General features: G+C 73.5%; 22 protein-coding genes. 10 read left to right on the top strand and 12 right to left on the bottom strand.

The window, feature by feature from the left end; genetic code table 11:
• Positions 1-111: 111 nt before the first annotated feature.
• Complete coding sequence (locus tag ACZ4VA_RS25050; RefSeq protein WP_355788320.1) at positions 112-585, top strand: GNAT family N-acetyltransferase; 474 nt, start codon at positions 112-114, stop codon at positions 583-585.
• Here ACZ4VA_RS25050 and ACZ4VA_RS25045 read toward each other — a convergent pair.
• From ACZ4VA_RS25045 to ACZ4VA_RS25035, 3 genes are all read right to left on the bottom strand, one after another.
• Positions 574-2,064 (bottom strand): MFS transporter, encoded by a 1,491-nt coding sequence (locus ACZ4VA_RS25045; protein ID WP_468082540.1) that lies wholly within the window; start codon positions 2,062-2,064, stop codon positions 574-576. The genes ACZ4VA_RS25050 and ACZ4VA_RS25045 overlap by 12 nt on opposite strands.
• Positions 2,065-2,119: 55 nt before the next feature.
• A complete protein-coding gene (locus ACZ4VA_RS25040; RefSeq protein ID WP_356174557.1) occupies positions 2,120-3,100 on the bottom strand; it encodes a zinc-binding dehydrogenase in 981 nt (326 codons plus the stop codon).
• A gap of 90 nt (positions 3,101-3,190) precedes the next feature.
• On the bottom strand, positions 3,191-4,357 hold the full coding sequence (locus tag ACZ4VA_RS25035; protein ID WP_355788325.1) for an FAD-dependent oxidoreductase: 1,167 nt from the start codon (positions 4,355-4,357) through the stop codon (positions 3,191-3,193).
• Positions 4,358-4,514: 157 nt separating this feature from the next.
• On the opposite strand from ACZ4VA_RS25035, the gene ACZ4VA_RS25030 reads away from it, so the two are divergent.
• On the top strand, positions 4,515-5,216 hold the full coding sequence (locus ACZ4VA_RS25030) for a pentapeptide repeat-containing protein (protein ID WP_355793205.1): 702 nt from the start codon (positions 4,515-4,517) through the stop codon (positions 5,214-5,216).
• 45 nt (positions 5,217-5,261) lie between these two features.
• Here ACZ4VA_RS25030 and ACZ4VA_RS25025 read toward each other — a convergent pair whose 3' ends face one another.
• Positions 5,262-5,762 carry a hypothetical protein gene (locus ACZ4VA_RS25025; RefSeq protein ID WP_355793203.1) on the bottom strand — a complete coding sequence of 167 codons (501 nt, stop codon included), beginning with the start codon at positions 5,760-5,762 and terminating at the stop codon, positions 5,262-5,264.
• 7 nt (positions 5,763-5,769) lie between these two features.
• Between ACZ4VA_RS25025 and ACZ4VA_RS25020 the strand changes: the two genes are divergently transcribed.
• On the top strand, positions 5,770-7,203 hold the full coding sequence (locus ACZ4VA_RS25020) for a M1 family metallopeptidase (protein ID WP_356174574.1): 1,434 nt from the start codon (positions 5,770-5,772) through the stop codon (positions 7,201-7,203).
• 190 nt (positions 7,204-7,393) lie between these two features.
• On the opposite strand, the gene ACZ4VA_RS25015 is transcribed toward ACZ4VA_RS25020, so the two are convergent.
• Positions 7,394-7,951 carry a GNAT family N-acetyltransferase gene (locus ACZ4VA_RS25015; protein WP_468082539.1) on the bottom strand — a complete coding sequence of 186 codons (558 nt, stop codon included), beginning with the start codon at positions 7,949-7,951 and terminating at the stop codon, positions 7,394-7,396.
• Between the two features lie 125 nt (positions 7,952-8,076).
• Complete coding sequence (locus tag ACZ4VA_RS25010) at positions 8,077-8,652, bottom strand: TerD family protein (protein ID WP_355787959.1); 576 nt, start codon at positions 8,650-8,652, stop codon at positions 8,077-8,079.
• Positions 8,653-8,845: 193 nt separating this feature from the next.
• Between ACZ4VA_RS25010 and arfB the strand changes: the two genes are divergently transcribed.
• Together arfB and ACZ4VA_RS25000 are read left to right on the top strand one after the other, a co-directional pair.
• Entirely contained in the window at positions 8,846-9,283 is a 438-nt protein-coding gene (gene arfB, locus ACZ4VA_RS25005; RefSeq protein WP_355787957.1) for an alternative ribosome rescue aminoacyl-tRNA hydrolase ArfB, read from the top strand.
• A gap of 84 nt (positions 9,284-9,367) precedes the next feature.
• On the top strand, positions 9,368-9,643 hold the full coding sequence (locus ACZ4VA_RS25000; protein WP_355787954.1) for a DUF1876 domain-containing protein: 276 nt from the start codon (positions 9,368-9,370) through the stop codon (positions 9,641-9,643).
• A gap of 140 nt (positions 9,644-9,783) precedes the next feature.
• Here the strand turns inward: ACZ4VA_RS25000 and ACZ4VA_RS24995 are convergent, their stop codons facing one another.
• Positions 9,784-10,368: a flavin reductase family protein gene (locus ACZ4VA_RS24995; protein ID WP_355787951.1), complete on the bottom strand. Its 585-nt coding sequence runs from the start codon at positions 10,366-10,368 to the stop codon at positions 9,784-9,786.
• A 388-nt stretch (positions 10,369-10,756) separates the two neighbouring features.
• Between ACZ4VA_RS24995 and cdgB the strand changes: the two genes are divergently transcribed.
• Both cdgB and ACZ4VA_RS24985 read left to right on the top strand, forming a co-directional pair.
• Positions 10,757-12,445 carry a diguanylate cyclase CdgB gene (cdgB, locus tag ACZ4VA_RS24990; RefSeq protein ID WP_355787948.1) on the top strand — a complete coding sequence of 563 codons (1,689 nt, stop codon included), beginning with the start codon at positions 10,757-10,759 and terminating at the stop codon, positions 12,443-12,445.
• 117 nt (positions 12,446-12,562) lie between these two features.
• Positions 12,563-13,564 carry a CBM35 domain-containing protein gene (locus tag ACZ4VA_RS24985; protein ID WP_356174545.1) on the top strand — a complete coding sequence of 334 codons (1,002 nt, stop codon included), beginning with the start codon at positions 12,563-12,565 and terminating at the stop codon, positions 13,562-13,564.
• A 39-nt stretch (positions 13,565-13,603) separates the two neighbouring features.
• On the opposite strand, the gene ACZ4VA_RS24980 is transcribed toward ACZ4VA_RS24985, so the two are convergent.
• The 3 genes from ACZ4VA_RS24980 to ACZ4VA_RS24970 form a co-directional block, all read right to left on the bottom strand.
• Complete coding sequence (locus ACZ4VA_RS24980; protein WP_356174542.1) at positions 13,604-14,533, bottom strand: 1-phosphofructokinase family hexose kinase; 930 nt, start codon at positions 14,531-14,533, stop codon at positions 13,604-13,606.
• A 140-nt stretch (positions 14,534-14,673) separates the two neighbouring features.
• Positions 14,674-15,846, bottom strand: a complete 1,173-nt coding sequence (nagA, locus tag ACZ4VA_RS24975) for an N-acetylglucosamine-6-phosphate deacetylase (RefSeq protein ID WP_355787752.1) — start codon at positions 15,844-15,846, stop codon at positions 14,674-14,676.
• On the bottom strand, positions 15,846-16,796 hold the full coding sequence (locus tag ACZ4VA_RS24970) for an ROK family protein (protein ID WP_388905024.1): 951 nt from the start codon (positions 16,794-16,796) through the stop codon (positions 15,846-15,848). The genes nagA and ACZ4VA_RS24970 overlap by 1 nt, the downstream gene beginning before the upstream one ends.
• A gap of 107 nt (positions 16,797-16,903) precedes the next feature.
• On the opposite strand from ACZ4VA_RS24970, the gene ACZ4VA_RS24965 reads away from it, so the two are divergent.
• The 3 genes from ACZ4VA_RS24965 (at position 16,904) to otsB (ending at position 19,390) form a co-directional block, all read left to right on the top strand.
• Positions 16,904-18,169: an ABC transporter substrate-binding protein gene (locus ACZ4VA_RS24965; RefSeq protein ID WP_452924099.1), complete on the top strand. Its 1,266-nt coding sequence runs from the start codon at positions 16,904-16,906 to the stop codon at positions 18,167-18,169.
• A 70-nt stretch (positions 18,170-18,239) separates the two neighbouring features.
• On the top strand, positions 18,240-18,467 hold the full coding sequence (locus ACZ4VA_RS24960) for a DUF3263 domain-containing protein (protein ID WP_355794351.1): 228 nt from the start codon (positions 18,240-18,242) through the stop codon (positions 18,465-18,467).
• Positions 18,468-18,535: 68 nt separating this feature from the next.
• Positions 18,536-19,390, top strand: coding sequence for a trehalose-phosphatase (otsB, locus tag ACZ4VA_RS24955; protein WP_356174534.1), 855 nt, complete (start codon positions 18,536-18,538; stop codon positions 19,388-19,390).
• Positions 19,391-19,468: 78 nt separating this feature from the next.
• Here the strand turns inward: otsB and ACZ4VA_RS24950 are convergent, their stop codons facing one another.
• Positions 19,469-20,872, bottom strand: a complete 1,404-nt coding sequence (locus ACZ4VA_RS24950; RefSeq protein ID WP_468082538.1) for an alpha,alpha-trehalose-phosphate synthase (UDP-forming) — start codon at positions 20,870-20,872, stop codon at positions 19,469-19,471.
• Between the two features lie 108 nt (positions 20,873-20,980).
• Positions 20,981-21,952, bottom strand: coding sequence for a glucosyl-3-phosphoglycerate synthase (locus ACZ4VA_RS24945; protein WP_355783836.1), 972 nt, complete (start codon positions 21,950-21,952; stop codon positions 20,981-20,983).
• Between the last annotated feature and the right edge of the window lie 80 nt (positions 21,953-22,032).

Here is a 22,032-nt window from a genome sequence, read left to right as displayed (position 1 = left end):
GACGCCGGTGTCTCCTTCGGATTTCGTGCTCTTTCGCTGCTCGGAGGCCGTCCGGAAGCCCCCGCGGGCACCCCGCGGCGGACCGCCGGGACACTCACGTAGCCTGCCCGCATGATTCGTACCGCGACCCCCGCCGACGTCCCCGTCATCCACGCGATGATCCGTGAGCTGGCCGAGTACGAGAAGGCGGCGCACGAGGCCCGGGCCACCGAGGAGCAGCTGCGCGAGGCGCTGTTCGGGGAGCGACCCGCCGTGTTCGGGCTCGTCGCCGAGGAGGCGGGCGAGCCCGTCGGGTTCGCGCTGTGGTTCCTGAACTTCTCCACCTGGCGCGGGGTGCACGGGATCTACCTGGAGGACCTGTACGTACGCCCGGAGGCGCGCCGCGGCGGCCACGGCAGGGCGCTGCTCACCGAGCTGGCGCGGATCTGCGTCGAGCGCGGCTACGAGCGGCTGGAGTGGGCGGTGCTGAACTGGAACCGCCCCGCCGTCGAGTTCTACGAGTCGCTGGGCGCCCGCCCGCAGGACGAGTGGAGCGTGTACCGGCTGACGGACGAGTCGCTCACGAGGCTCGGCTCACGGGACTGACTCCGGCACCGAGTGCTGCGCGGGCGCGTGCCGGGGAGCCCGCACCGTCACCATCAGGCCCGCGATCAGGCCCGCCAGCAGCATGATCCCGGCGGCCCACCAGATGGCCACCGTGTAGCCGTGCACGATGCCCTCCTGCGTCACCAGCTCCTTTCGCGAGGGGTCGCGCAGATGCGCGGTGATGTACGCCGCGCTGCTGGTGGTGGCGATGGTGTTGAGCAGTGCCGTGCCGATGGAACCGCCTACCTGCTGGGCGGTGTTGACGGTGGCGGAGGTCACTCCGGCGTCGTGCGGGGCGATCCCGGCGGTGGCGGTGGCGAAGACCGGCATGAAGGTGAGACCCATGCCGAGGCCCATCAGCAGCATGGCGGGCAGGAGATGGCTCGCGTACGAGGAGCCGACCTCGAGCCGGGTCAGGAGCACCATGCCGGCCGAGGCGAGGACCATGCCGGGGACCATCAGCATGCGCGGCGCGAGGCGGTTCATCAGGCGGGCCGAGATCTGGGTCGAACCGACGATGATGGCGGCCGTCAGCGGCAGGAACGACAGGCCCGCCTTCACGGGGGAGTAGCCGAGGACGCCCTGCAGGTAGTAGGTCAGGAACAGGAACAGCCCGAACAGGCCGATGACGGCGAGTCCCATGGTCAGGAAGCAGCCCGCGCGGTTGCGGTCCTTGACGATGTGCAGCGGCAGCAGCGGCTGGGGTGCCCTCGCCTGCCACCACACGAAGGCCACGAGCAGGGCGATCCCCGCCGCGAACAGGCCGAGCACCAGCGGGTCCGTCCAGCCGCGCGGCTGCGCCTCGCTGAACCCGTACACGATGGCGACGAGGCCGCCGCAGCCCAGCACCGCGCCGGGCACGTCGAGCCGGGCACCGGCGCGGCCCGGCCGGTCGTGCAGGAGCGCGAACGCACCGACCACCGCGAGCACGGCGATGGGGATGTTGACGTACAGGCACCAGCGCCAGTCCAGGTACTCGGTCAGCAGCCCGCCCGCGATGAACCCGATCGCGGATCCGCTGCCCGCCAGCGCTCCGTAGATCCCGAAAGCCTTTCCGCGCTCCTTCGGGTCGGTGAAGGTGGTCGTCAGGAGGGACAGCGCCGACGGGGCGAGGAGGGCGGCGAAGGCGCCCTGCAGCGCGCGGGCGCCGAAGAGCATCGCGGATCCGGTGGCCGCGCCGCCGAGCGCGGAGGCGGCGGCGAAGCCGATCAGACCGATGACGAAGGTACGTTTGCGTCCGACGAGGTCGGCGATTCGGCCACCCAGCAGCAGCAGTCCGCCGAAGGCCAGCGTGTAGGCCGTGACGACCCACTGGCGGTCGCCGTCGGAGATGTGCAGATCGCTCTGGGCCGACGGCAGCGCGATGTTCACGATCGTCGCGTCCAGGACCACCATCAGCTGGGCGAGCGCGATGACCACCAGAGCCCACCAGCGGCGGGGATCGGCGCCCACGTGTTCACCTGTGTGGGGGACAGTCATCCGCCCAGAACACCATGAAGCGGACCTCGTCGCATCTCCGGGGGCGGGCGGCCGTTCAGGGTTCCAGGACCACCTTGCCGACGGTGCGCCGGGACTCCAGGGCGCGGTGGGCGTCGGCGGCCCGCGCGAGGGGGAAGCGCTGCACGGCGGGGGTCAGCCGCCCGGCCGCGGCCTCGGCGAGGGCGCGCTCCTCCAGGGTGCGCAGCGGGTCTGGGCCGCCCGCCTTTTCGAACATGACGGGGCCGAGGACTTGCGTCGACACCCCGTCCACGAGGTGGGGGCCGCCGTCCCGGACGCCCTCGGCGGACCAGCCGAAGACGAGGTGCCGGCCGCCGGGCGCGAGCAGGCCGACGGCGGCACGGGCGACATCGCCGCCGACGCCGTCCAGGACCACGGTGGCCGCGCGGTCGCCCAGGTGGGCGCGGACCCGCTCCGGCCACGCGCCGTCCCGGTAGTCGACGGCCAGGTCGGCGCCGTTCGCGCGGACCAGGGCGGCCTTCTCGGGACCGCCCGCGAGGCCGATCACCGTGGCGCCCGCGTGCTTGGCGTACTGCACGAGCAGGGTTCCGATGCCGCCCGCCGCGGCCGGGATCACGGCCACGGCACCGGGCCCCAGCTCCGCGAACTGGAGGATCCCCAGCGCCGTACGCCCCGTGCCGATCATGGCGACGGCCGCCGCGAAGTCCAGGTTCTCCGGGATCTCGTGGAGCCGGGCGGCGTCGGTGACGGCGAGCTCGGCGTAGCCGCCGGGGGCGAAGCCGAGGTGGGCGACGACGCGCCGTCCGAGCAGGCCGGCGGGGGCGCCCGCACCGAGGGACTCGACGACGCCGGCGACCTCGCGGCCGGGGATCGTGGGCAGTTCGGCGGGCCGCGGCGCCGGTCCCCGCATGCCCTCGCGCAGCGCGGTGTCGAGCAGGTGCACGCCGGCCGCGGCCACGGCGATCCGGACCTGCCCCGGGCCCGGTTCGGGATCGGCGGTCCGCTCGAAGGTGAGGTTCTCGGCGGGACCGAAGGCGTGCAGGCGTATGGCGTGCATGGCGGGCTCCTCGCTGTGCGGTCGTGACCCGTGCGGGCCGCGCGGGAGTGCGCGGCCGTGCACGGGTCCTGAGGTGCCCAGCCTTCAACCTCAGGCTTGCTTGAGGTCAAGGCGTTGCCGGATGCGCAGGGCCAGGGTCACGGCTTCGAGGGCGCTGTTGAACGACACCTCGGACAGCACACCCGGTGCCGCGACCTGGTCGCCGGCCAGGTAGACGCCGTCCCCGCGGTCCACCGAGGGCCGGTCGCGCCAGCTGGTCCCCGGCAGGTCCACCGCCCCCGTACGCCCCCGTGCGACGGCCTCCCGGCGCCAGGTCAGACGCTCCCGCCAGCCCGGGAACCCGAGGTCGAGCAGTTCCTCGGCGCGTGCGGCGCCGTCGGCCCGCGACTCGTGCGGCGCGATCGGGATCTGGCCCTGCACGAGCTGTTCCCCGGCCGGGGCCAGCGTGCGGTCCTGGGCCGTGAAGCGCTCGATCCAGCCGGGCGCGTCCAGGTCCGAGACGGCGAACGCGTCACCGCGGCGGGTGCGCACGGCCAGGTCGATCAGGGCGGTCCGGCCGCCGGTCCAGGTGAGCGTGTCGTCCTTGAGGAGCCGCCGCGCGGCGTCGAGGGAGGTGGCGACGACGACCGGCCCCTGGTTCTCGGGGAGGGCGTCGACGCGGGACAGGGTCTCCACCCGTACGCCGAGGTTCCAGGCGCGGGCCGCCATCCGGTCGATGACGCTCGCCCAGCCGCCGCGCGGGTAGTGCGCCTCCGGGGGCAGCCGGGTGGCCCGGCGCAGCCGCTCCTGCACGAACGCCGCCGAGAGCGAGCCCGGGTCGTGGTGGAAGAGGGCGACGGCGGAGTAGTGCGCGGCGGCCCGGGCGCCCTCCTCGCCCGCCTGGGCGGTCGCCCAGGTCAGGAAGTCGCTGTCCACGGGCGCTTGCCGGGCGGTGCGGCGCAGCAGCCTGAGCATGGCGAAGGGCGGGGTGCGGCGCAGGACACCGCGGTGGCGCAGGCGCAGCCGGGCGCCCTCCAGCGGCGGCAGCGGGGCGAGCGGGCCGATGAGGTCGCGCTGCCTGAGCCAGGTCCAGTGCGGGCCGCCGCTGTAGAGGGCGTGCGGTCCCTCGTTCGTCCGGTAGGGGCCCTCGGCGGTGCGGGCCCGGCCGCCCAGGGTGTGGTGCGCCTCGTACACGGTGACCTTGGCGCCGGCCTCGGCGGCGGTGATGGCGGCGGTGAGTCCGGCGAAGCCGCCGCCGATGACGGTGATGCGGTGCATGGTCGGGTCTCCCTCTGGTCGCGGTCCGGGCCCCGGCCGGTGCCGGCCGAGGACGGCCCGGTCCGTGACTAGGACCGGTTCGGGGCCCCGGAATGTGACATCGGGAGGAGAACGGCAGGTCAGGGATGCTGTCAGTGGGGTGGTGCACGATGAGCGGATGGTGCACAGGGCTGCGGGCAGGGCGGGCAGGGCGGGCGGAGCGGTGAAGGGGGCGCGGCGCCCCGGGGTGCGGCTGCCGCCCCTTGAGGCGTTCGCGGACGGCGCGCTGGAGCCCGACGGGGACTACGACGGGCTGGAGTTCCGGGACGCCGACCTCGCCGGGCAGGACGGCTCGGGCGCCCGCTTCATGGACTGCGCGCTCAAGGGCTGCGCGTTGGACGAGACCCGGCTGCCGAACGCGCGCTTCCTGGACTCGGTCCTCTCGAACGCCCGCGGTGTGGGCACCGACCTCGCCGGGGCGATGCTGCGCGATGTCGAGCTGCTCGACGCCCGCGTCGGGGGCGTGCAGCTGCACGGTGCGGTGCTGGAGCGGGTGCTGGTGCGCGGCGGCAAGATCGACTACCTGAATCTGCGCAAGGCCCGGCTCAAGGACGTGGTCTTCGAGGGATGCGTCCTGGTCGAGCCCGACTTCGGCGCCGCCACACTGGAGCGCGTGGAGTTCGTCGACTGCGTCCTGAAGGGGGCGGACTTCAGCGCGGCCACGCTCAAGGACGTCGATCTGCGGGCGGCGGAGCTGGACATCGCGCGCGGGGTGGACCGGCTGGCGGGCGCGGTGATCAGCCCGTCCCAGCTGCTCGACCTGGCGCCTTTGCTGGCGGCGGAGCTGGGCCTGCGGGTGGTGGGCCCCGGCCAGGCGTGACGAACGGGGCCCGCCTCCACCGGGGGCGACCGGTGCGGGCCGGGTTCAGCCGATGCGGGGGAAGCGGGCCTGGAGGGTCCAGATGGCCGGGTTGTCGGCCAGGCCCTCGTGCAGGTCGGTCAGGTCGGCGAGCAGGTCGTGCAGGAAGTCGCGGGCCTCGCGGCGCAGTTCGGAGTGCGAGAAGGTCAGCGGCGCCTCCTCGACGGGCATCCAGTCGGCCTCGATGTCGACCCAGCCGAAGCGCCGCTCGAAGAGCATCCGGTCGGTGGACTCGGTGAAGTCGAGTTCGGCGTGCTGGGGGCGGGAGGCCCGGCTGCCCCGCGGGTCCTGGTCCAGCTGCTCCACGATGTCGCACAGCGCCCAGGCGAAGTCGAGCACCGGCACCCATCCCCAGGCTGTGGACAGCTCCCGGTCCGCCTTGGTGTCGGCGAGGTAGACGTCCCCGCAGAACAGGTCGTGCCGCAGCGCCCGTACGTCCGCGCGGCGGTAGTCGGTCTGCGGGGGGTCGGGGAAGCGGTTGGAGAGGGCGTAGCCGATGTCGAGCACGGAAGGAATGGTGTCACGCCCTCGTAGGATCACGGACGTGCCCCGATCTTCCGTCTCCGTGCCCTTTGCCCTGGCCGCGGCCCTGCTCCTGACCGCGTGCGGCGGCGGGGTGGAGGGCAGACCCGGGACCTCGGGCGTACGCGACCCGTACTTCCCGAAGGCGGGCAACGGAGGCTACGACGTCACGCACTACGGCCTGACCCTCTCCTACGACCCCGCGCGCGGGGACCTCACGGGGACGGCGGAGATCACGGCGCGCGCGACGCAGGACCTGAGCGCCTTCAACCTGGACCTGAAGGGCCTGGACGTCGGCACGGTCAGCGTCGAGGGGCGGGGCGCCCGCTGGAGCCGCACCGGCCAGGAACTGACGGTGCGCCCGCACGACGACCTCGACCGGGGTGAGACGTTCCACGTGCGGGTCGCCTACTCGGGCAGGCCCGAGACGGTCACCGATCCGGACGGCTCGCAGGAGGGCTGGCTGCCGACGGCCGACGGTGCCCTGGCCCTCGGCGAACCCACCGGGTCGATGGCCTGGTTCCCCGGCAGCCACCACCCCTCGGACAAGGCGGCGTACGACGTGGCGGTCACCGTCCCGGCGGGGCTGCGGGCGGTGTCCAACGGGGAGCCGAGGAGCGGGACGGCCGGGAAGGGCCGCCGCACCTTCCGCTGGCACACGGCGGAGCCGATGGCGAGCTATCTGGCCTTCCTCGCGATCGGCCGGTACGACGTCCGGCGCACGACGACGAAGAGCGGACTGCCGCTGTACGTCGCCGTCGACCCCGCGCAGGCCGGGCCGAGCGCGAAGGTGCTGCGGCGGCTGCCGGAGATCCTCGCGTGGCAGGAGGACGCCTTCGGCCCCTACCCCTTCTCCTCCGCCGGCGCGGTCGTGGACGACGCGGACGACGTGGGCTACGCCCTGGAGACGCAGAACCGGCCCGTCTTCCCCGGCGCCCCCGACCTCGGGACCCTCGTCCACGAGCTGGCCCACCAGTGGTTCGGTGACTCCGTCACCCCGAAGTCCTGGCGGGACATGTGGCTCAACGAGGGGTTCGCGACCTACGCGGAGTGGCTGTGGGAGGAGGACCACGGAGGCGACACGGCGCAGGAGACCTTCGACGCCCTCTACCGGGGCGACTACTACGACGACCCGGCGACCGGCGAGGCGGTGTGGGCCTTCCCGCCCGCCCGGCCCACCGACGCCGCCCACATCTCCGACAGCCCGGTCTACGAGCGCGGCGCCATGGTCCTGCACAAGATCCGCCGGACCGTCGGCGACGCCGCCTTCCGCGACCTCGTCCGGGGCTGGGCCGCCGCCCACCGGCACGGCAACGCCGACACCGCGGACTTCACGGACTACGTCGAGAAGCGGGCGCCGGACAAGGACTTCGAGGGGATCTGGCGGGACTGGCTGTACGGGGAGGGGAAGCCGGACCGCCCGTGAGGACGGCACGGCGAGCCCAGCCGGACCGGACCGGGCCGGAGCGGAACGGACGGGAGCGGACCGGACCGGACCGTAACGACGGCACGGCGAGTCACGTGCGCCGAGCAGGCGACGGGTGCACCCCACCGCCGGTCGCCTGAGGGACCCGGACCCGGGGAGCCCGGCCCGCGGCGCTCCGGCCGCCCCCTCGTCAGTGCGGCTGCGGCTGAGGTCGCGGCCGGGTTACGTCGACGTCGGCCAGCGGTTTGCGCAGCACCGCGCACGGGCGGCCCTGCTGCAGATCCCCGCGGTGCCCGATGACCTCGTAACCGAGGGAGGTCCAGAAGGCGAGCGCGCCCGGGTTGTTGTCGAGGACGGCCAGCCGTACGGCGGTGCGGCCCGCCGCGCGCAGCCGGTCCTCGACGAGCGAGGCCAGCGTCCGCCCGTGCCCCTTGCGCTGTTCGCCCGCGTCGACCAGGAGCAGGCCGATCCACGGGTCGGGGTCCGCCGGGTCCGGATGATGCGCGAGGGTGATCGCGACCCCGACCAGCCGCCCGGCGCCGCGCGCGAGCAGCACCTCCACGTCCGGATGGGCCAGCTCCCCGGCGAGCGCCGCCGCGACCTGCTCCGGGCGGATGTCGTCCGCGTCCGGGAAGTCCCCGCTCAGGGCGTAGAAGTCACGGTTGGAGGCGTAGAGGCCGGTCAGTTCCGTGAGGAGCGGGGCCGGCAGGTCGTGGTCGGGGGTGAGGCGCAGGGATTCGAGGATCACGGGGGCAAAGTACCGCCGCGACCAGGCCGTGTCCGCGACCCAGGGTTGGGGACGGACCCGGCGCGGGGACGCCGAAGCCCCCGGCCGCGGGGCCGGGGGCTTCGGGCGCTGCGCGTATGGCGTGATCAGACGCTGACGCCGAAGTCCTGGGCGATACCGGCGAGGCCCGAGGCGTAGCCCTGGCCGACCGCGCGGAACTTCCACTCGGCGCCGTTGCGGTAGAGCTCGCCGAAGACCATGGCGGTCTCCGTGGCCGCGTCCTCGGACAGGTCGTAGCGGGCGATCTCCGCGCCACCGGCCTGGTTCACGATGCGGATGTACGCGTTGCGGACCTGGCCGAAGTTCTGCGAGCGGGTCTCGGCGTCGTAGATCGAGACCGGGAAGACGATCTTCTCGACGTCGGCGGGGAGGCCCGCCAGGTTGACGTTGATCGCCTCGTCGTCGCCCGCGCCCTCGCCCGTGCGGTTGTCGCCGGTGTGGACGATGGTCTGGTCCGGGGTCTGCTTGTTGTTGAAGAAGACGAAGTGACCGTCCGAGTAGACCTTGCCCTGCGGGTTGACCGCGATGGCCGAGGCGTCGAGGTCGAAGTCGGTACCGGTGGTGGTGCGGACGTCCCAGCCGAGGCCCACGGTGACGGCGGTCAGGCCCGGAGCCTCCTTGGTGAGCGAGACGTTGCCACCCTTGGACAGGCTTACAGCCATTGTTGGGAGTCCCTTCCCTCGTTGCGTACGCGCTCGGTGCCCGTACGTATGGGCTTCGTACGGGCACGAAGCTACAGCTACACCTATGAACGTCGAGGGGGGTACCTGAGGTTCCAGCTCTCTTTACTTTCTTTACCCGAAGGGACGCACCGGTCGGAAAAACGGGTGACGCGGACCGCACGCGCAGGCGACCATGGACCCCATGTCCGGTCCCTACGTCATCCGCGGCTCCGTCTCCCTGCCCGAGGCCGAGCTCATGTGGCGATTCTCGCGCTCCTCGGGACCCGGTGGACAGCACGTCAACACCAGCGACTCCCAGGTCGAGCTGCGGTTCGACCTCGCCAGGACCGAGGCGCTGCCGCCGGTGTGGAAGGAGCGCGCCCTGGACAGGCTGGCCGGGCGCCTGGTCGACGGCGTGATCAGCGTGCGCGCCTCCGAGCACCGTTCGCAGTGGCGCAACCGCGAGACCGCGGCCGTCCGGCTGGCCTCGCTGCTCGCCGAGGCGAGCGCGCCGCCGCCCCGCCCCCGCCGCGCCACCCGCATCCCGCGGGGGATCAACGAACGGCGGCTGCGCGAGAAGAAGCAGCGCTCCGACACCAAGCGGGGCCGCTCCGGGCGCGACTGGGGCTGAGCGGGGCCGCCCGCCCCGCCTCAGGCCGTGCGCCGACGGGGTCGCGGGCACATCCTGGAAGCAGGGGTTCCGGAGGTGATCGTGATGGCGCGGACCGCTGTCGGATGGCATGTCGAGCTGGAATTCGAGGAGGACTCCCACCGCACGCGGGCGGCCGCCATGGTGCGGCTCCCGGACGGGAGCGAGGTACGGGCGCACGGCTACTCGAGCCGCCACCCCTCCGACGCCGACCAGCCGAGGGTCGGCGAGGAGGTCGCGGGCGCCAGGGCGCTCAACGAACTGGCGATGAAGCTGCTGACCAAGGCGCACGACGAGATCGACGAGGCCTCGGGCCGCACGTCGTACCCGTTGACGCCCTGACCGGCACGGACCACCGGCCGCCGGTGGCCCGACACCGACCGCCGGCCGCGATCGCCGGTGGTCCGGTGCGCCCTTCCCGGCGGGCCCGCCGTCGGACCGGACGGCCCGTCACCGCGGGGGCGCGGGGCAGCCCCGAGCCGTCAACCGAGCTGCCGGTAGCGGCCCTTGAAGTACGTCAGCGGGCCGCCGTCGGCGCTCGGCACCGCCGCGGTCAGCACGCGGCCGATGACGAGGGTGTGGTCGCCCGCGGTCACCCGCTGCTCCGTACGGCACTCCAGGGTGGCCAGCGCGCCGCCGACCAGCGGCGCGCCCGACTCCTGGCCGCGCAGGTACGGGATGTCCTCGAACAGCAGGCGGTCGCTGATGCGGCCCTTCATGGCGAAGCGGCCCGCGACATGGCGCTGGCTCTCGGAGAGCACGGAGACCGCCCAGTTCGGCTGCTCGGCGAGCAGGTCGTCCATCCGGGAGCCCTCCCGCAACCCGACGAGCACCAGGGGCGGGTCCAGGGACACGGACATGAAGGACGTCGCGGTCATGCCGACGTCCTCGCCGCCGGGGCCGTCGGGGTCCAGCGCGGGCTCGTGGGCGGTCACCAGGACCACGCCCGCGGCCAGCCGGGACATGACGGCACGGAACTCGTCGTTGCTCACCCCCTCAGCATGCCCGCCGGCGGGCGGCGGTCCGGACAGGGGGGAGAGGGCGGGGTCGGCGGGAGTCTTCAGCACGGGAAGACGCTAGTCGCCGGTCCCGTGCGGCCGCATCGGACCAGCGGCCGAAGCGGGTCCTAGGACCAGGGGCCGAGTGCGCCGCCCGTCGCGGAGAACGGCCCGCGGTCGCGCATGGACACCTATGCTCACAGCGCGTGCACATTTCCCGGTCATGCGCGCAGTAAACGCACCGTGAAAATGCAGAAAGCCCACGCAATTGCTCATGTTCTGCTGTGACTTGAGTCACAGGAGCCATATTTTGTTGACCCTGTGTACCGAGTGGGCAGCGCGCTGTGATTCAGTGGCGGGGACGATGTACGAAGCTGCGTGTGAAGCTACCAAGCAGTAAGCCGAGTCACGCCGAAGAGAACCCTGGAGTTGCTGCGAGGTCTCGGGGGGAGGGCGCATGGAGACCGAGTCGGAGCCGTACGTCCGCCTTACGACCCTGCGGCAGCTGCACCAGGTGATGGCGGACATGAACACCGCCCGCAGCCTGGCCGACACGCTGCAGACCGTCGCCGACGGCGTGGTCAACGGCCTCGGCTACGAGCTGGCCGCCGTCAACCTCGTCCGGCCCGACGGCGACCTGGTGGTGGCCGCCCTCGCCGGGAACTCCGCCGCCGAGGCCCTCATCACCGGCCGGGTGGGCTCGCGCGACTCCTGGGACCGCCGGCTCACCATGGGCGAGGCCTGGGGCGACCTGCGGTTCATACCCCACACCGAGGGCTGGGTCCTCGACGAGGACGACGTACCGCAGTGGTACACGGACGGCCCGGCGCCCCGCTTCGAGGACGAGTGGCACCCCTCCGACCGGCTCTTCGCGCCGATGTACACCCCCGGCGTCTCCGGAGCCCGGTGCGGCGAACTGATCGGCGTCCTTTCCGTGGACCGGCCGCGCAACGGCCGCCGGCCCGGCGCCTGGGGCCGCGAGGCGCTCCAGATGTACGCGTTCCAGGCCGCCATAGCCATCAGCAACGCCCGGCTGCGCGCCAACATGCAGCGCGCCCTGGTCCGCCTGGAGCGCGAGCAGCAGGCCCTGCGCGCCAGCGAGGAGAGCTTCCGCCAGGCCTTCGAGTACGCGCCCAGCGGCATGGCCATCGCCGAGATGGGCGGCGACCAGCACGGCCGGATCCTGCGCACGAACGACGCGCTGTGCCGGCTCCTCGGCCGCCCCGCCTCCGCGATGCGCCGCTACTCCTTCTCCGACCTCGTGCACCCCGAGGACATCGGCACCCTGCTCAGGACCTCCGCCGAGGGCGGCCGGGCCGAGCTGCGCCTCGGACGCCGCGACGGCACCTACGTCTGGGTGAGCCTGCGCAACTCGGTCGTCGCCGACGCCGCCGACGGGCCCCGCTTCCTGCTCACCCACGTCGAGGACATCGAGGAGCGCAAGCGCCGCGAGCTCCAGCTCGCCCACCGCGCCTCGCACGACTCGCTGACCGGCCTGCCGAACTCGGCCGAGCTGCGATCCCGGCTCGGCGCCCGCCTCTGCCAGCGCCCGCAGTCCCTGCCGCCCGGCGCGGTCGCCTCGCTGGACGCGGCGTACGGGGCGTACCCGCCCGAGCACCCGGCCGCCTTCGACCAGGAGGCGCACGGGCACGGCCACGGCTTCGACTTCCGTCCCGAGACGGGCCCGTACGACGGTTTCGACCACCACGTCCACACCATCGCGCCCGAGGGCGAGACGGACGACGGCACCAAGGGCCTCGCGGTGCTCTTCTGCGACCTCGACGGCTTCAAGTCGATCAACGACCGCTTCGGGCACAACGCGGGCGACGCGGTGCTCGTGGAGGTCGCCCGGCGGCTGACCAACGGCGTGCGGGACGGGGACACCGTCGCGCGGCTCGGCGGCGACGAGTTCGTGGTCCTCGCCGACGGCCTCGGCCGGGCCGACGCCCAGGACCTCGCGGTACGGCTGCGCAACGCGATCATCCCGCCCATCAGGGTCGACGGCCGGGCCGTCCGGGTGGGCGCGAGCTTCGGCATCGGGTGGGCACACTGCGGGATGACGGCGGACGAGGTCTTGAAATCCGCTGACGAGCGGATGTACGTAGAGAAACGGTCTCGTCCCAAACAACATCGGCGTGCGGGATAACACGCAGGTCAGTGGGTCGGTGAGGTCTGAGTCACCCGTTTGGGTCCCTCGGAGCGGGTAGGCTCGCCATTCATCCACGTACCGCATCCGACCCGCACCGCTGAGGAGTACCAAGGGATGACGCCCGGCAACAACGGCGCGAGCACGCCCGAGGACGACGACCCGTTCGGCTATCTGTACGCCGACGGCCAGGCCGCCGGAGCCCAGCCGCCGAGCGGCGGCTACGGCTACCCAGGCTCGGTCAACAGGGTGCGCGCCGTGGGCGAGCGGCAGTACGGGCAGCAGGCCGCGTACGGCCAGCAGGCCCCGACCGCGCAGTACGGCCAGCAGGCCCCCACCGCGCAGTACGGCCAGCAGGCCCCCACCGCGCAGTACGGCCAGCAGGCCCCGCAGCAGGCGTACGGCCAGCAGAACGCGCACCACGGGGCCCCCGCGACCGCCTCCGGCACCACCACCGTCACCAGCCGCTCGGGCGGCCTCGACAGCGGCGGGCGGGGCCGCGGCCCCAACACCAAGGGTCTGCTGATCGGCGCCGTCGCGGTGGTCGCCGCCGTGGTCGTCGGCATCGGCGTCGTGATGCTCGGCGGCGACTCGGACGACAAGAAGGACGACAAGGCCGGCGGCTCGGCCCCGACGGCCTCGCAGAGCGCCGAGCCCAGCAAGTCGTCCGGCGCGCAGGCCGAGGACGAGGGCGAGCTGCCCACGATCGACGCCAAGGCGCTGCGCCTGGACGGCGCCGTCACCGCGTCCGACGTCAAGGGCGCCAAGGCGGCCGGCGGCGTCTACGTGACGAACTTCAACCAGGTCGGCGCCGCCGTCACCTGGAACGTGAACGGCATCCCGAAGGACGGCAAGTACACCGTCTACACGGGCTACAGCGTGCCCGGCAAGGACGCCACCGCCACCCTCTCGGTCAACGGCAAGCCGCAGACCACGCCGCTCGCCCTGAAGAACTGGGCGCAGGCGCCGGAGGGCGACTACGCCAAGGGCTGGACGAAGACCTACAACTACGTCGAGCTCAACAAGGGCACCAACACGATCAAGATCTCGTGCGAGCAGGGCAACCAGTGCGACGCCCTCCTCGACCAGATGTGGCTCGTGAGGGGCTGGAAGGGCTAGACCCCCGCCCCTGTGGCCCGGGCCGCCCCCGCGTACCTCCTACGCCGCGGCGGCCTCGTGCGTCACCGTCACCCGGCCCAGCAGGTCCTCGTACGCCGCCCGGTCGAACTCGCCCGCCGCGGGCGCCAGGACGGTCGCCGCGGACAGGGCGACGGCCCGGGCCAGGCGCTCCGGCCAGCCCAGACGCTCCACCAGCCCCGACAGCAGGCCCGCGACCGCCGAGTCGCCCGCGCCGGTCGGGTTGCCCGGGACGCGGTGTGGCGGTGCCGCCCGCCAGCGGCCCTCGGCGTTCACCGCGAGCAGTCCCCGGGCGCCGAGCGAGGCCACCACCGTGCGGGCGCCGCGTCTGCGGGCGTCCCGGGTGGCCTGGGCCGGATCGTGGGAGCCGGTGAGCTCGGCCAGCTCCTCGGCGTTCGGCTTGACGAGGTCGGGGCGGGCGGCGAGCCCCCGGCGCAGCGGCTCCCCGCTGGTGTCGAGGAGGACCGGGACCGCCGCCGCGCGGGCCGCCCGGACGAGCCCCGCGTACGCGCCGACCGGCACCCCCGGCGGCAGGCTGCCGCACAGGGCCACCGCCGACACGGAGGGCAGCAGCGCCGCGTAGGTCTCCTGGAAGGCGGACCACTCCTGCGGGGTGATGACCGGCCCGGGCTCGTTCAGCTGGGTCGTGTCGCCCGTCGCCGTGTCCGCCACGGCTATCGTCCGCCGGGTCGCGCCCGCCACCGGCAGCAGCGCGTCCACCACCCCGGGGACCCGCGCCAGCCGCTCCCGCAGGACGTCGCCGGTGGCGCCGCCCGCGAAGCCGGTGGCCGTCACCCGGTGGCCGAGGGCGGCGAGCACGCGGGCCACGTTCAGCCCCTTGCCGCCGGGCCGTTCGCTCACCTCGGTGACCCGGTGCGAGGCGTGCGGCCGCAGGGCCGGTACGCGATAGGTGATGTCGAGAGCGGTGTTCAGCGTGACCGTGAGGATCACCTGGGCCGACCTCCCCAGGAGTCGTGGTGAAGTGCGCGCTTGCCCGCGTGCGGAGACCCGATCATGCCAAAGACGACGGCGGCAGGCCCAGTCCCACGGGCCCGCCGCCGGCGTAGAGGATGCTCCAACGGGAGCACGTGTCACCCCAGTTGAGGACGAACCACCCATTCGCCCCTGCGCAGCACGCCCGTCACCGCGAACCGGGCGTCCAGCACCACGAGGTCGGCGTCCTTGCCCGCCTCGACGGAGCCCGTGCGGTCGTACACGCCGAGCAGCCGGGCCGGGTTGGCGGACAGCGCGGTGACGACGTCCTCGACCGGCAGGCGGTCGACGGTCACCGCCCGTCTGAAGGCGCGGTCCAGGGTGAGGGTGGACCCGGCGATCGAGCCGCCCTCCACCAGGCGGGCGACGCCGTCCGCCACCTCGACCTCCAGCGGGCCGAGCATGTAGCGGCCGTCGCCGAAGCCGGCCGCGTCCATCGCGTCGGTGATGAACGCGACCCGCCCGGCGCCCGCGTGACGGAACGCCAGTTCCAGTGCGGCCGGGTGCAGATGGGTGCCGTCGTTGATCAGCTCGACGGTGACCCGTTCGTCCTCCAGGAGGGCGGCGATCGGGCCGGGGGAGCGGTGGCCGAGCACGGGCATCGCGTTGAACAGGTGCGTCGCGACGGTGGCGCCCGCGTCGATGGCCTCGCGCGTCTGCTCGTACGTCGCGTCGGTGTGCCCGATGGCCGCGATCACCCCGTGCTCGGCGAGCAGGCGTACGGAGTCGAGTCCGCCCGGCAGTTCGGTGGCGAGCGTGACCATCCGGGCCCGGCCGCGCGCCGCGTCGACCAGCTTGCGGACCTCGGCCGGGTCGGGGTCGCGCAGCAGCTCCTCGGAGTGCGCGCCCTTGCGGCAGGGGGAGATGAAGGGGCCCTCGAAGTGGATGCCCGCGATGTCGCCCTGCTCGGCCAGTTCGGAGAGCAGCCCGGCACGCTGGGCGAGCCCGTCCATCTCGCCGGTGACGGTGGAGGCGACGAGGGTGGTCGTGCCGTGCAGCCGGTGGGTGTGGACGCCCTTGAGGACCTCCTCGACGGTCCCGGAGGTGAAGGACGCGCCGCCGCCGCCGTGGTTGTGCATGTCGACGAAGCCGGGGACCAGCCAGTGGCCCGTCAGGTCGAGGTGCTCCGCGTCCGCGGGGACCGCGGCGGGCTCCGGCCCGGCGGGACCGGCCTCGGTGATCCGCGTGCCGTCGACGATCACGCGGCCGCCGTCCACGGTCCCGGTGGGCAGGACCACCCGGGCGCCGGCGAGAACCTTGCTAGGGGCCATCAGGTGGTTACCTCCGAGCGGACGGTGATGTCGGTTTCGAGTAGATCCCAGGCCAGCAGTCCGGCGCCCAGACATCCGGCCGTGTCGCCGAGGGCGGCGGGGACGAGGGGCGGCAGCTTCTGGAAGGTGACGCGCTGCTCCAGGGCGGTCCGCAGCGGGGCGAACAGGGTCTCGCCGGCCTCGGCGAGACCGCCCCCGACGACCAGCACGCCGGGGTCCAGCAGGGTCAGCGCGGTGACCAGTCCGTCGGCGAGCGCGTCGACGGCCTCCTGCCAGACGGCCGCGGCCCGCGCGTCCCCGGCCGCCACCGCCCGCGCGCAGTCCGCCCCGTCGGCCTCCGGGTTCCCCGAGGCCCGCGCCCAGGCCGCGCTGACGGCCGCCGCGGAGGCGAACCGCTCCAGGCAGCCACGCTGCCCGCACGGGCACGGAGCGCCCCCGGGCCGTACGACGACGTGGCCGATCTCGCCGGCGAAGCCGTGCGCGCCCGCCTCGACCGTGCCGTCGATGCCAATCGCGCCCGCGATGCCGGTGCCCAGCGCCACGAACAGGAAGCGGTCGGCTCCCCGGCCCGCGCCGATCCGGCCCTCGGCGAGCCCGCCGGTGCGCACGTCGTGGCCGAGCGCGACCGGTACGCCGTCCAGCCGCTCGCCGAGCAGCCGGCGCAGCGGGAGGTCGCGCCAGCCGAGGTTGGCGGAGTAGACGGCGACGCCCCGCGCGGAGTCGACGATGCCGGGGACGGCGACCCCGGCGGCCTCGGCGCTCACGCCGAACTCCCGCTCGCCGTGGGCCCGCAGCTCGGCCGCGAAGTCGAGGATCGTCCCGACGACGGCGTCGGTGCCGCGCTCGCGGCCGGTCGCCCTCCGGGCCTCGTGGAGCAGCTCGCCACCGGCCCCCACGAGGGCGGCCTTCATTCCGGTGCCGCCCACGTCGAGGGCGATGACATGTCTCACGGGGGACAGTGTCGCCCCTTACCCCTGGAGAGGTCTAGTCCACTCACGTGGTGTAGACCTTGTATCCGAAGTTTGAACAGGACTAGACAACATGGTGGGGACGAGCGGTGCAGCGGCGTAGGACAGGACTGATCGCGGTGGTGTCCGCACTGGGCATGACGGCGGCGCTCGCGGGCTGCGGTGGCTCGGCCGGCTCGAAGGACGTGACGCTGCGGCTGGTGGCCGCCGACTACGGCACCTCCGCGGCCGACAGCTCCCAGAAGTACTGGGACCGGCTGGTGAAGAAGTTCGAGGCCGGCCACCCGGGCATCGACGTCGAGGTCAGCGTCTACTCGTGGAACGACGTGGACCGCAAGGTCAGGGAGATGGTCGACGCCGGCAAGGCGCCCGACCTCGCCCAGATCGGCGCGTACGCCGACTACGCGGCCAAGGACCTGCTGTACGAGGCCGACGAGCTGCTCTCCATACCGACCCAGGCCGACTTCGTCCCGCAGCTCAGCAGCGCGGGCGAGACGCGGCGCATCCAGTACGGCATGCCCTTCGCAGCATCCACGCGGCTGCTCTTCTACAACAAGAAGCTGTTCTCCTCGGCCGGACTCACCCCGCCGAAGACCTGGGACCAGCTCGCCTCCGACGCGGCGGTGCTCAAGTCCAAGGGCGTCAAGATCCCCTACGCGCTGCCGCTGGGCCCCGAGGAGGCGCAGGCGGAGACCATGCAGTGGCTGCTGAGCGGGGGCGGCGGCTACACCCAGGACGTAGGCACCTATCTGATCGACTCCCCGGAGAACATCAGCACCTTCGACTGGCTGAAGGACGAGCTCGTCGACAAGGGCCTCACCGGGCCGACCCCGCCCGCGAAGCTGAACCGCGCCGACGCCTTCGCCGCCTTCGCGCGCGGCGAGGTCGGCATGCTCAACGGACACCCCACGCTGATGCGGGCGGCCGCCGAGAAGGGCGTGAAGGTCGGCATGGTGCCGATGCCCGGCGTCGACGGCAGGAGCCGCGCCACCATGGGCGTCGCCGACTGGATGATGGCCTTCAAGCAGAACGGCCACCGCGACCAGATCGGCGAGTTCCTCGACTACGTCTACAGCACCAAGAACGTCCTCGCCTTCTCCCACGAGTACGACCTGTTGCCGGTGACCACCTCCGCGTCCGACGCCATGGCCGCCGACGAGGACGACCGCGATCTCGCGCCCTTCCTGGAGCAGTTGCCCGCCGCTGAGCTGTACCCGGTCGGCCGGACCAGCTGGGCCGGGGTCGCCGCCTCCGTCAAGCAGGAGATCGGCAAGGCCGTGAGCCCCGGCGGCCGCCCCTCGGCCGTCCTCGGCGAACTCCAGCGCAAGGCGACCATCGCGGAGAGCGCGGAGTAGGACCTACGGGCCCCGCGCCGCCGCCCGTCCCGGGGCGGCGGTGTCGGTGCCGGGTACTACCGTGGCCGGCATGGAACAGCTCACCCCCCGGGAGCGGGCCGTCCTCGCGACCGAGCGCCGGAGTTGGCCCGGGCCGGGCGCCAAGGAGCGGGCCATACGCGAGGAGCTCGGTCTCGTGCCGGTCAGGTACTACCAGCTCCTCAACGCCCTGCTCGACGACCCGAGGGCGCTCGCCCACGACCCGGTGACCGTCAACCGCCTGCGCCGCGTCCGCGAGGCCCGCCGCGCGGAGCGCTGAGGCCGGCGGCCCGCACCTGACGCGATGAGACATGCGTGCGTACGGCCCCTCCCGGATAGGGTCGTCGTATGGGCAGCAACGCGGACTCCACGGACTCCCTGCCGACGCCGGTGACCACGGCCGGACGCGAGGGACTCGACGCCATCCTGGGACGGCCCGGCCGGGCCGTGATCGCACTCGACTTCGACGGGACACTCGCGCCGATCGTCCCCGACCCCGAACAGGCCAGGGCCCACCCCGGCGCGGTCCCCGCCCTCGCGGCCCTCGCCCCCAAGGTGGCGTCCGTGGCCGTCGTCACCGGGCGCCCGGCGGGCGTCGCGGTCCGCCACGGCGGCTTCGCGGGCGTCCCCGGCCTGGAGCACCTGGTGGTCCTCGGGCACTACGGCGCCGAGCGCTGGGACGCGGTGAGCGGCACGGTCAACGCGCCCGCACCGCACCCCGGGGTCGCCGCGGTCCGCGCCGAGCTGCCCGGTTTCCTGGACGAGATCGGCGCCTGGCAGGGCACCTGGATCGAGGAGAAGGGCCGCGCCGTCGCCGTGCACACGCGCCGCGCCGCCGACCCGCAGGCCGCCTTCGAGACCCTGCGCGGCCCGCTCACGGAGCTGGCCGCCCGGCACGGCCTGATCGTCGAGCCCGGCCGGATGGTCCTGGAGCTGCGGCCGCCCGGCGTGGACAAGGGCGTCGCCCTCACCGAGTACGTGCGCGAGACCGGCGCCGAGGCCGTCCTCTACGCCGGGGACGACCTGGGCGACCTGCCCGCCTTCGCCGCCGTCGACAAGCTCCGCTCCGACGGCGTACCGGGCCTGCTGGTGTGCAGCGGCAGCTCCGAGGTCGCCGAACTCGCCGAGCGGGCCGACCTCGTGGTCGAAGGGCCGGCCGGGGTCGTCGCACTCCTCGCCGCCCTGGCGGACCGGATCGTCTGACACACCGCGGCGCCCGGCACGGGACCCACCGTGCCGGGCGCCGGGGGAGCCGTCCGGGGACCCCGGACGGCCCGGGGCTCAGGCCCGCAGGGCGTTCAGCTGGTCCAGGAACCACTGGGCGGGCGGGAGCGCCGTCGCCGCGGCGGCCAGCCGCTTGGTGCGGGTGGCGCGCTCGTCCGGCGGCAGCGTCAGCGCCTCGTGCAGCGCGCGAGCGGTGCCCACCACGTCGTACGGATTCACCGTGACGGCGTCCTCGCCCAGCTCCTCGTGCGCCCCCGCCTCCCGGGAGAGCACCAGGACGCACCCCCCGTCCGAGACGACGGGCACCTCCTTGGCGACCAGGTTCATGCCGTCCCTGATCGGGTTGACCAGCGCCACGTCCGCGAGCCGGTACGCCGCGAGGGACCGGGCGAAGTCGTCCTTGACGTGCAGCACCACCGGCGTCCAGCCCGGCGTCCCGAACCGGGAGTTGATCGCGTCGGCGACGCGCTGCACCTCGGCCGTGTACTCCCGGTAGACGGCCAGGTCCTGCCGGGAGGGATAGGCGAAGGCGACGTGCACCACGCGCTCGTGCCACTCCGGACGGTCCGCGAGCAGCTGCTCGTACGCCAGCAGGCCCCGCACGATGTTCTTCGACAGCTCGGTGCGGTCGACCCGCACGACCGTCCGCCGCGGCGTCCCCTCGGGAGACGTGCCGATCTGCTCCCGCAGCGCCGCCATCCGGTCGTCCACGTCCGCCTCGTGCGAGCGCGCCCGCAGGAAGTCCGCGTCCGCGCCCAGGCCGTGCACCCCGATCCGGGTGTCGCCGACCCCGCCGGCCAGCTCCGCGCAGCACGCGGTGAACGCGTCCGCCCAGCGCCGGGTCAGGAAGCCCAGCCGGTCCGCGCCCAGCATCCCGCGCAGCACCTGGTCCGCGATGTCGTCGGGCAGCATCCGGAAGTAGTCGACGGGCGCCCACGGGGTGTGCGAGGAGTGCCCGATGAGCAGGTCCGGCCGCAGCTCGCGGAGCATCCCGGGCACCAGCGTCAGGTGGTAGTCCTGCACCAGGACCGAGGCGCCGGTGGCCGCGGACTCCGCCAGCGCCTTCGCGAAGGCCCGGTTGTACGCCTCGTACGACGCCCACTGGCGCCGGAACTCCGCGTCGAAGACCGGCTCCAGGGGCGTCTGGTACAGCATGTGGTGGACGAACCAGAGCACCGAGTTCGCGATGCCGTTGTACGCGTCCGCGTGCACCTCGGCGTCGATGTCGAGCATCCGCACGCCGTCCTCGCCGACCCCGCGCCGCACCGCCTCGCGGTCCCCGTCGCCGAGGGCCGCGCACACCCACAGGGCGCCCGCGTCCGGTCCGATCGCCGAGAGCCCCGAGACCAGTCCGCCCCCGCCGCGCCGGGCGTGGAGCGAGCCGTCCTCGCGTACCTCGTAGGAGACCGGTCCGCGGTTGGACGCGACAAGGATCTGGTGGTCACCGTGCGTGGAAGCCATAAGCCTCAACTTAGCCCGGGTCGGAACCGCTCAAACGTACGGACCTGACGGGTACCGGCCGTATACGACCGCCGGAACCCGTCACGGCCCGTCACTCCGGGAGCGGTCTCACGCCACTCTGCGTGAGCGGTACTCGGAGATCTCCGTCATCGGGGGCCGCTCCTCGGTGTCCACCGAGTAGGTGCGCGGCTCGAAGCCGTCGTCGCCCCGCTCGAACTGGGTGAGCGCCGGGCGGATCAGATGGCCGCGGGCCAGCCGGAGCTGCGCGGTGCGGTAGATCGCCGCCGCCATCCGGCCGAGCGCCTGCCCGTCCTGGTGGCGGTGCCTGCGCACCCCCACGTCGACCTGCGCGAGCGCGTCCAGGCCCACCAGGTGCAGCGCGTCGACCAGCATGCCGAGCTCGACGCCGTACCCGACGGGGAACGGCAGCCGCTCCAGCAGGGACCGGCGGGCCGCGTACTCACCGCCCAGCGGCTGCACGAAGCCCGCGAGCTGCGGCCAGTGCATGTTCAGCAGCGGGCGCGCCATCAGCTCCGTGACCCGGCCGCCCTGGCCCGCGGCGGTCGTGCCGGCGGCGGACCCGTCGGACACGGTCAGCGGCCGGTCGTACATGGCCTTGACGAGATCGACGCCCGGATCGGTGAGCAGCGGGCCCACGATCCCGGTGACGAAGTCGGACGAGAACTCCTTCAGGTCCGCGTCGACGAAGCAGACGATGTCCCCGCTCGTCACGAGCAGTGACCGCCACAGGACCTCGCCTTTGCCGGGGACGGCCGGCAGGCGCGGCAGTATCTCGTCCCGGTGCACCACCCGGGCGCCCGCCGCGGCGGCGACCGCCGAGGTGCGGTCGGTCGAGCCCGAGTCGACGACGACGATCTCGTCGACGAGCGGGACCTGCCGCATGAGGTCGTGGCGGATGACGGCGACGATCTCGCCGACGGTCTCTTCCTCGTTCAGCGCGGGCAGCACGACGCTGACCGTCGAGCCCGCGGCGCGTTTCGCGGCCATCAGCCGGTGCAGCGGACGATCGGTGACGGACCAGGAGCGGGTGCTCAGCCAGCGCTCGACTTCTTCCAGCACGGTCTGCGGCTCCTCACTGTCTGCTCACACGCCCACCCGGGGTGTGATCCATCTCGCGGTTCGGACGACTATCTCAACTG

This window comes from Streptomyces sp. NPDC028308, assembly GCF_055565855.1.
This window is presented reverse-complemented; position numbering and strand designations above follow the sequence as displayed.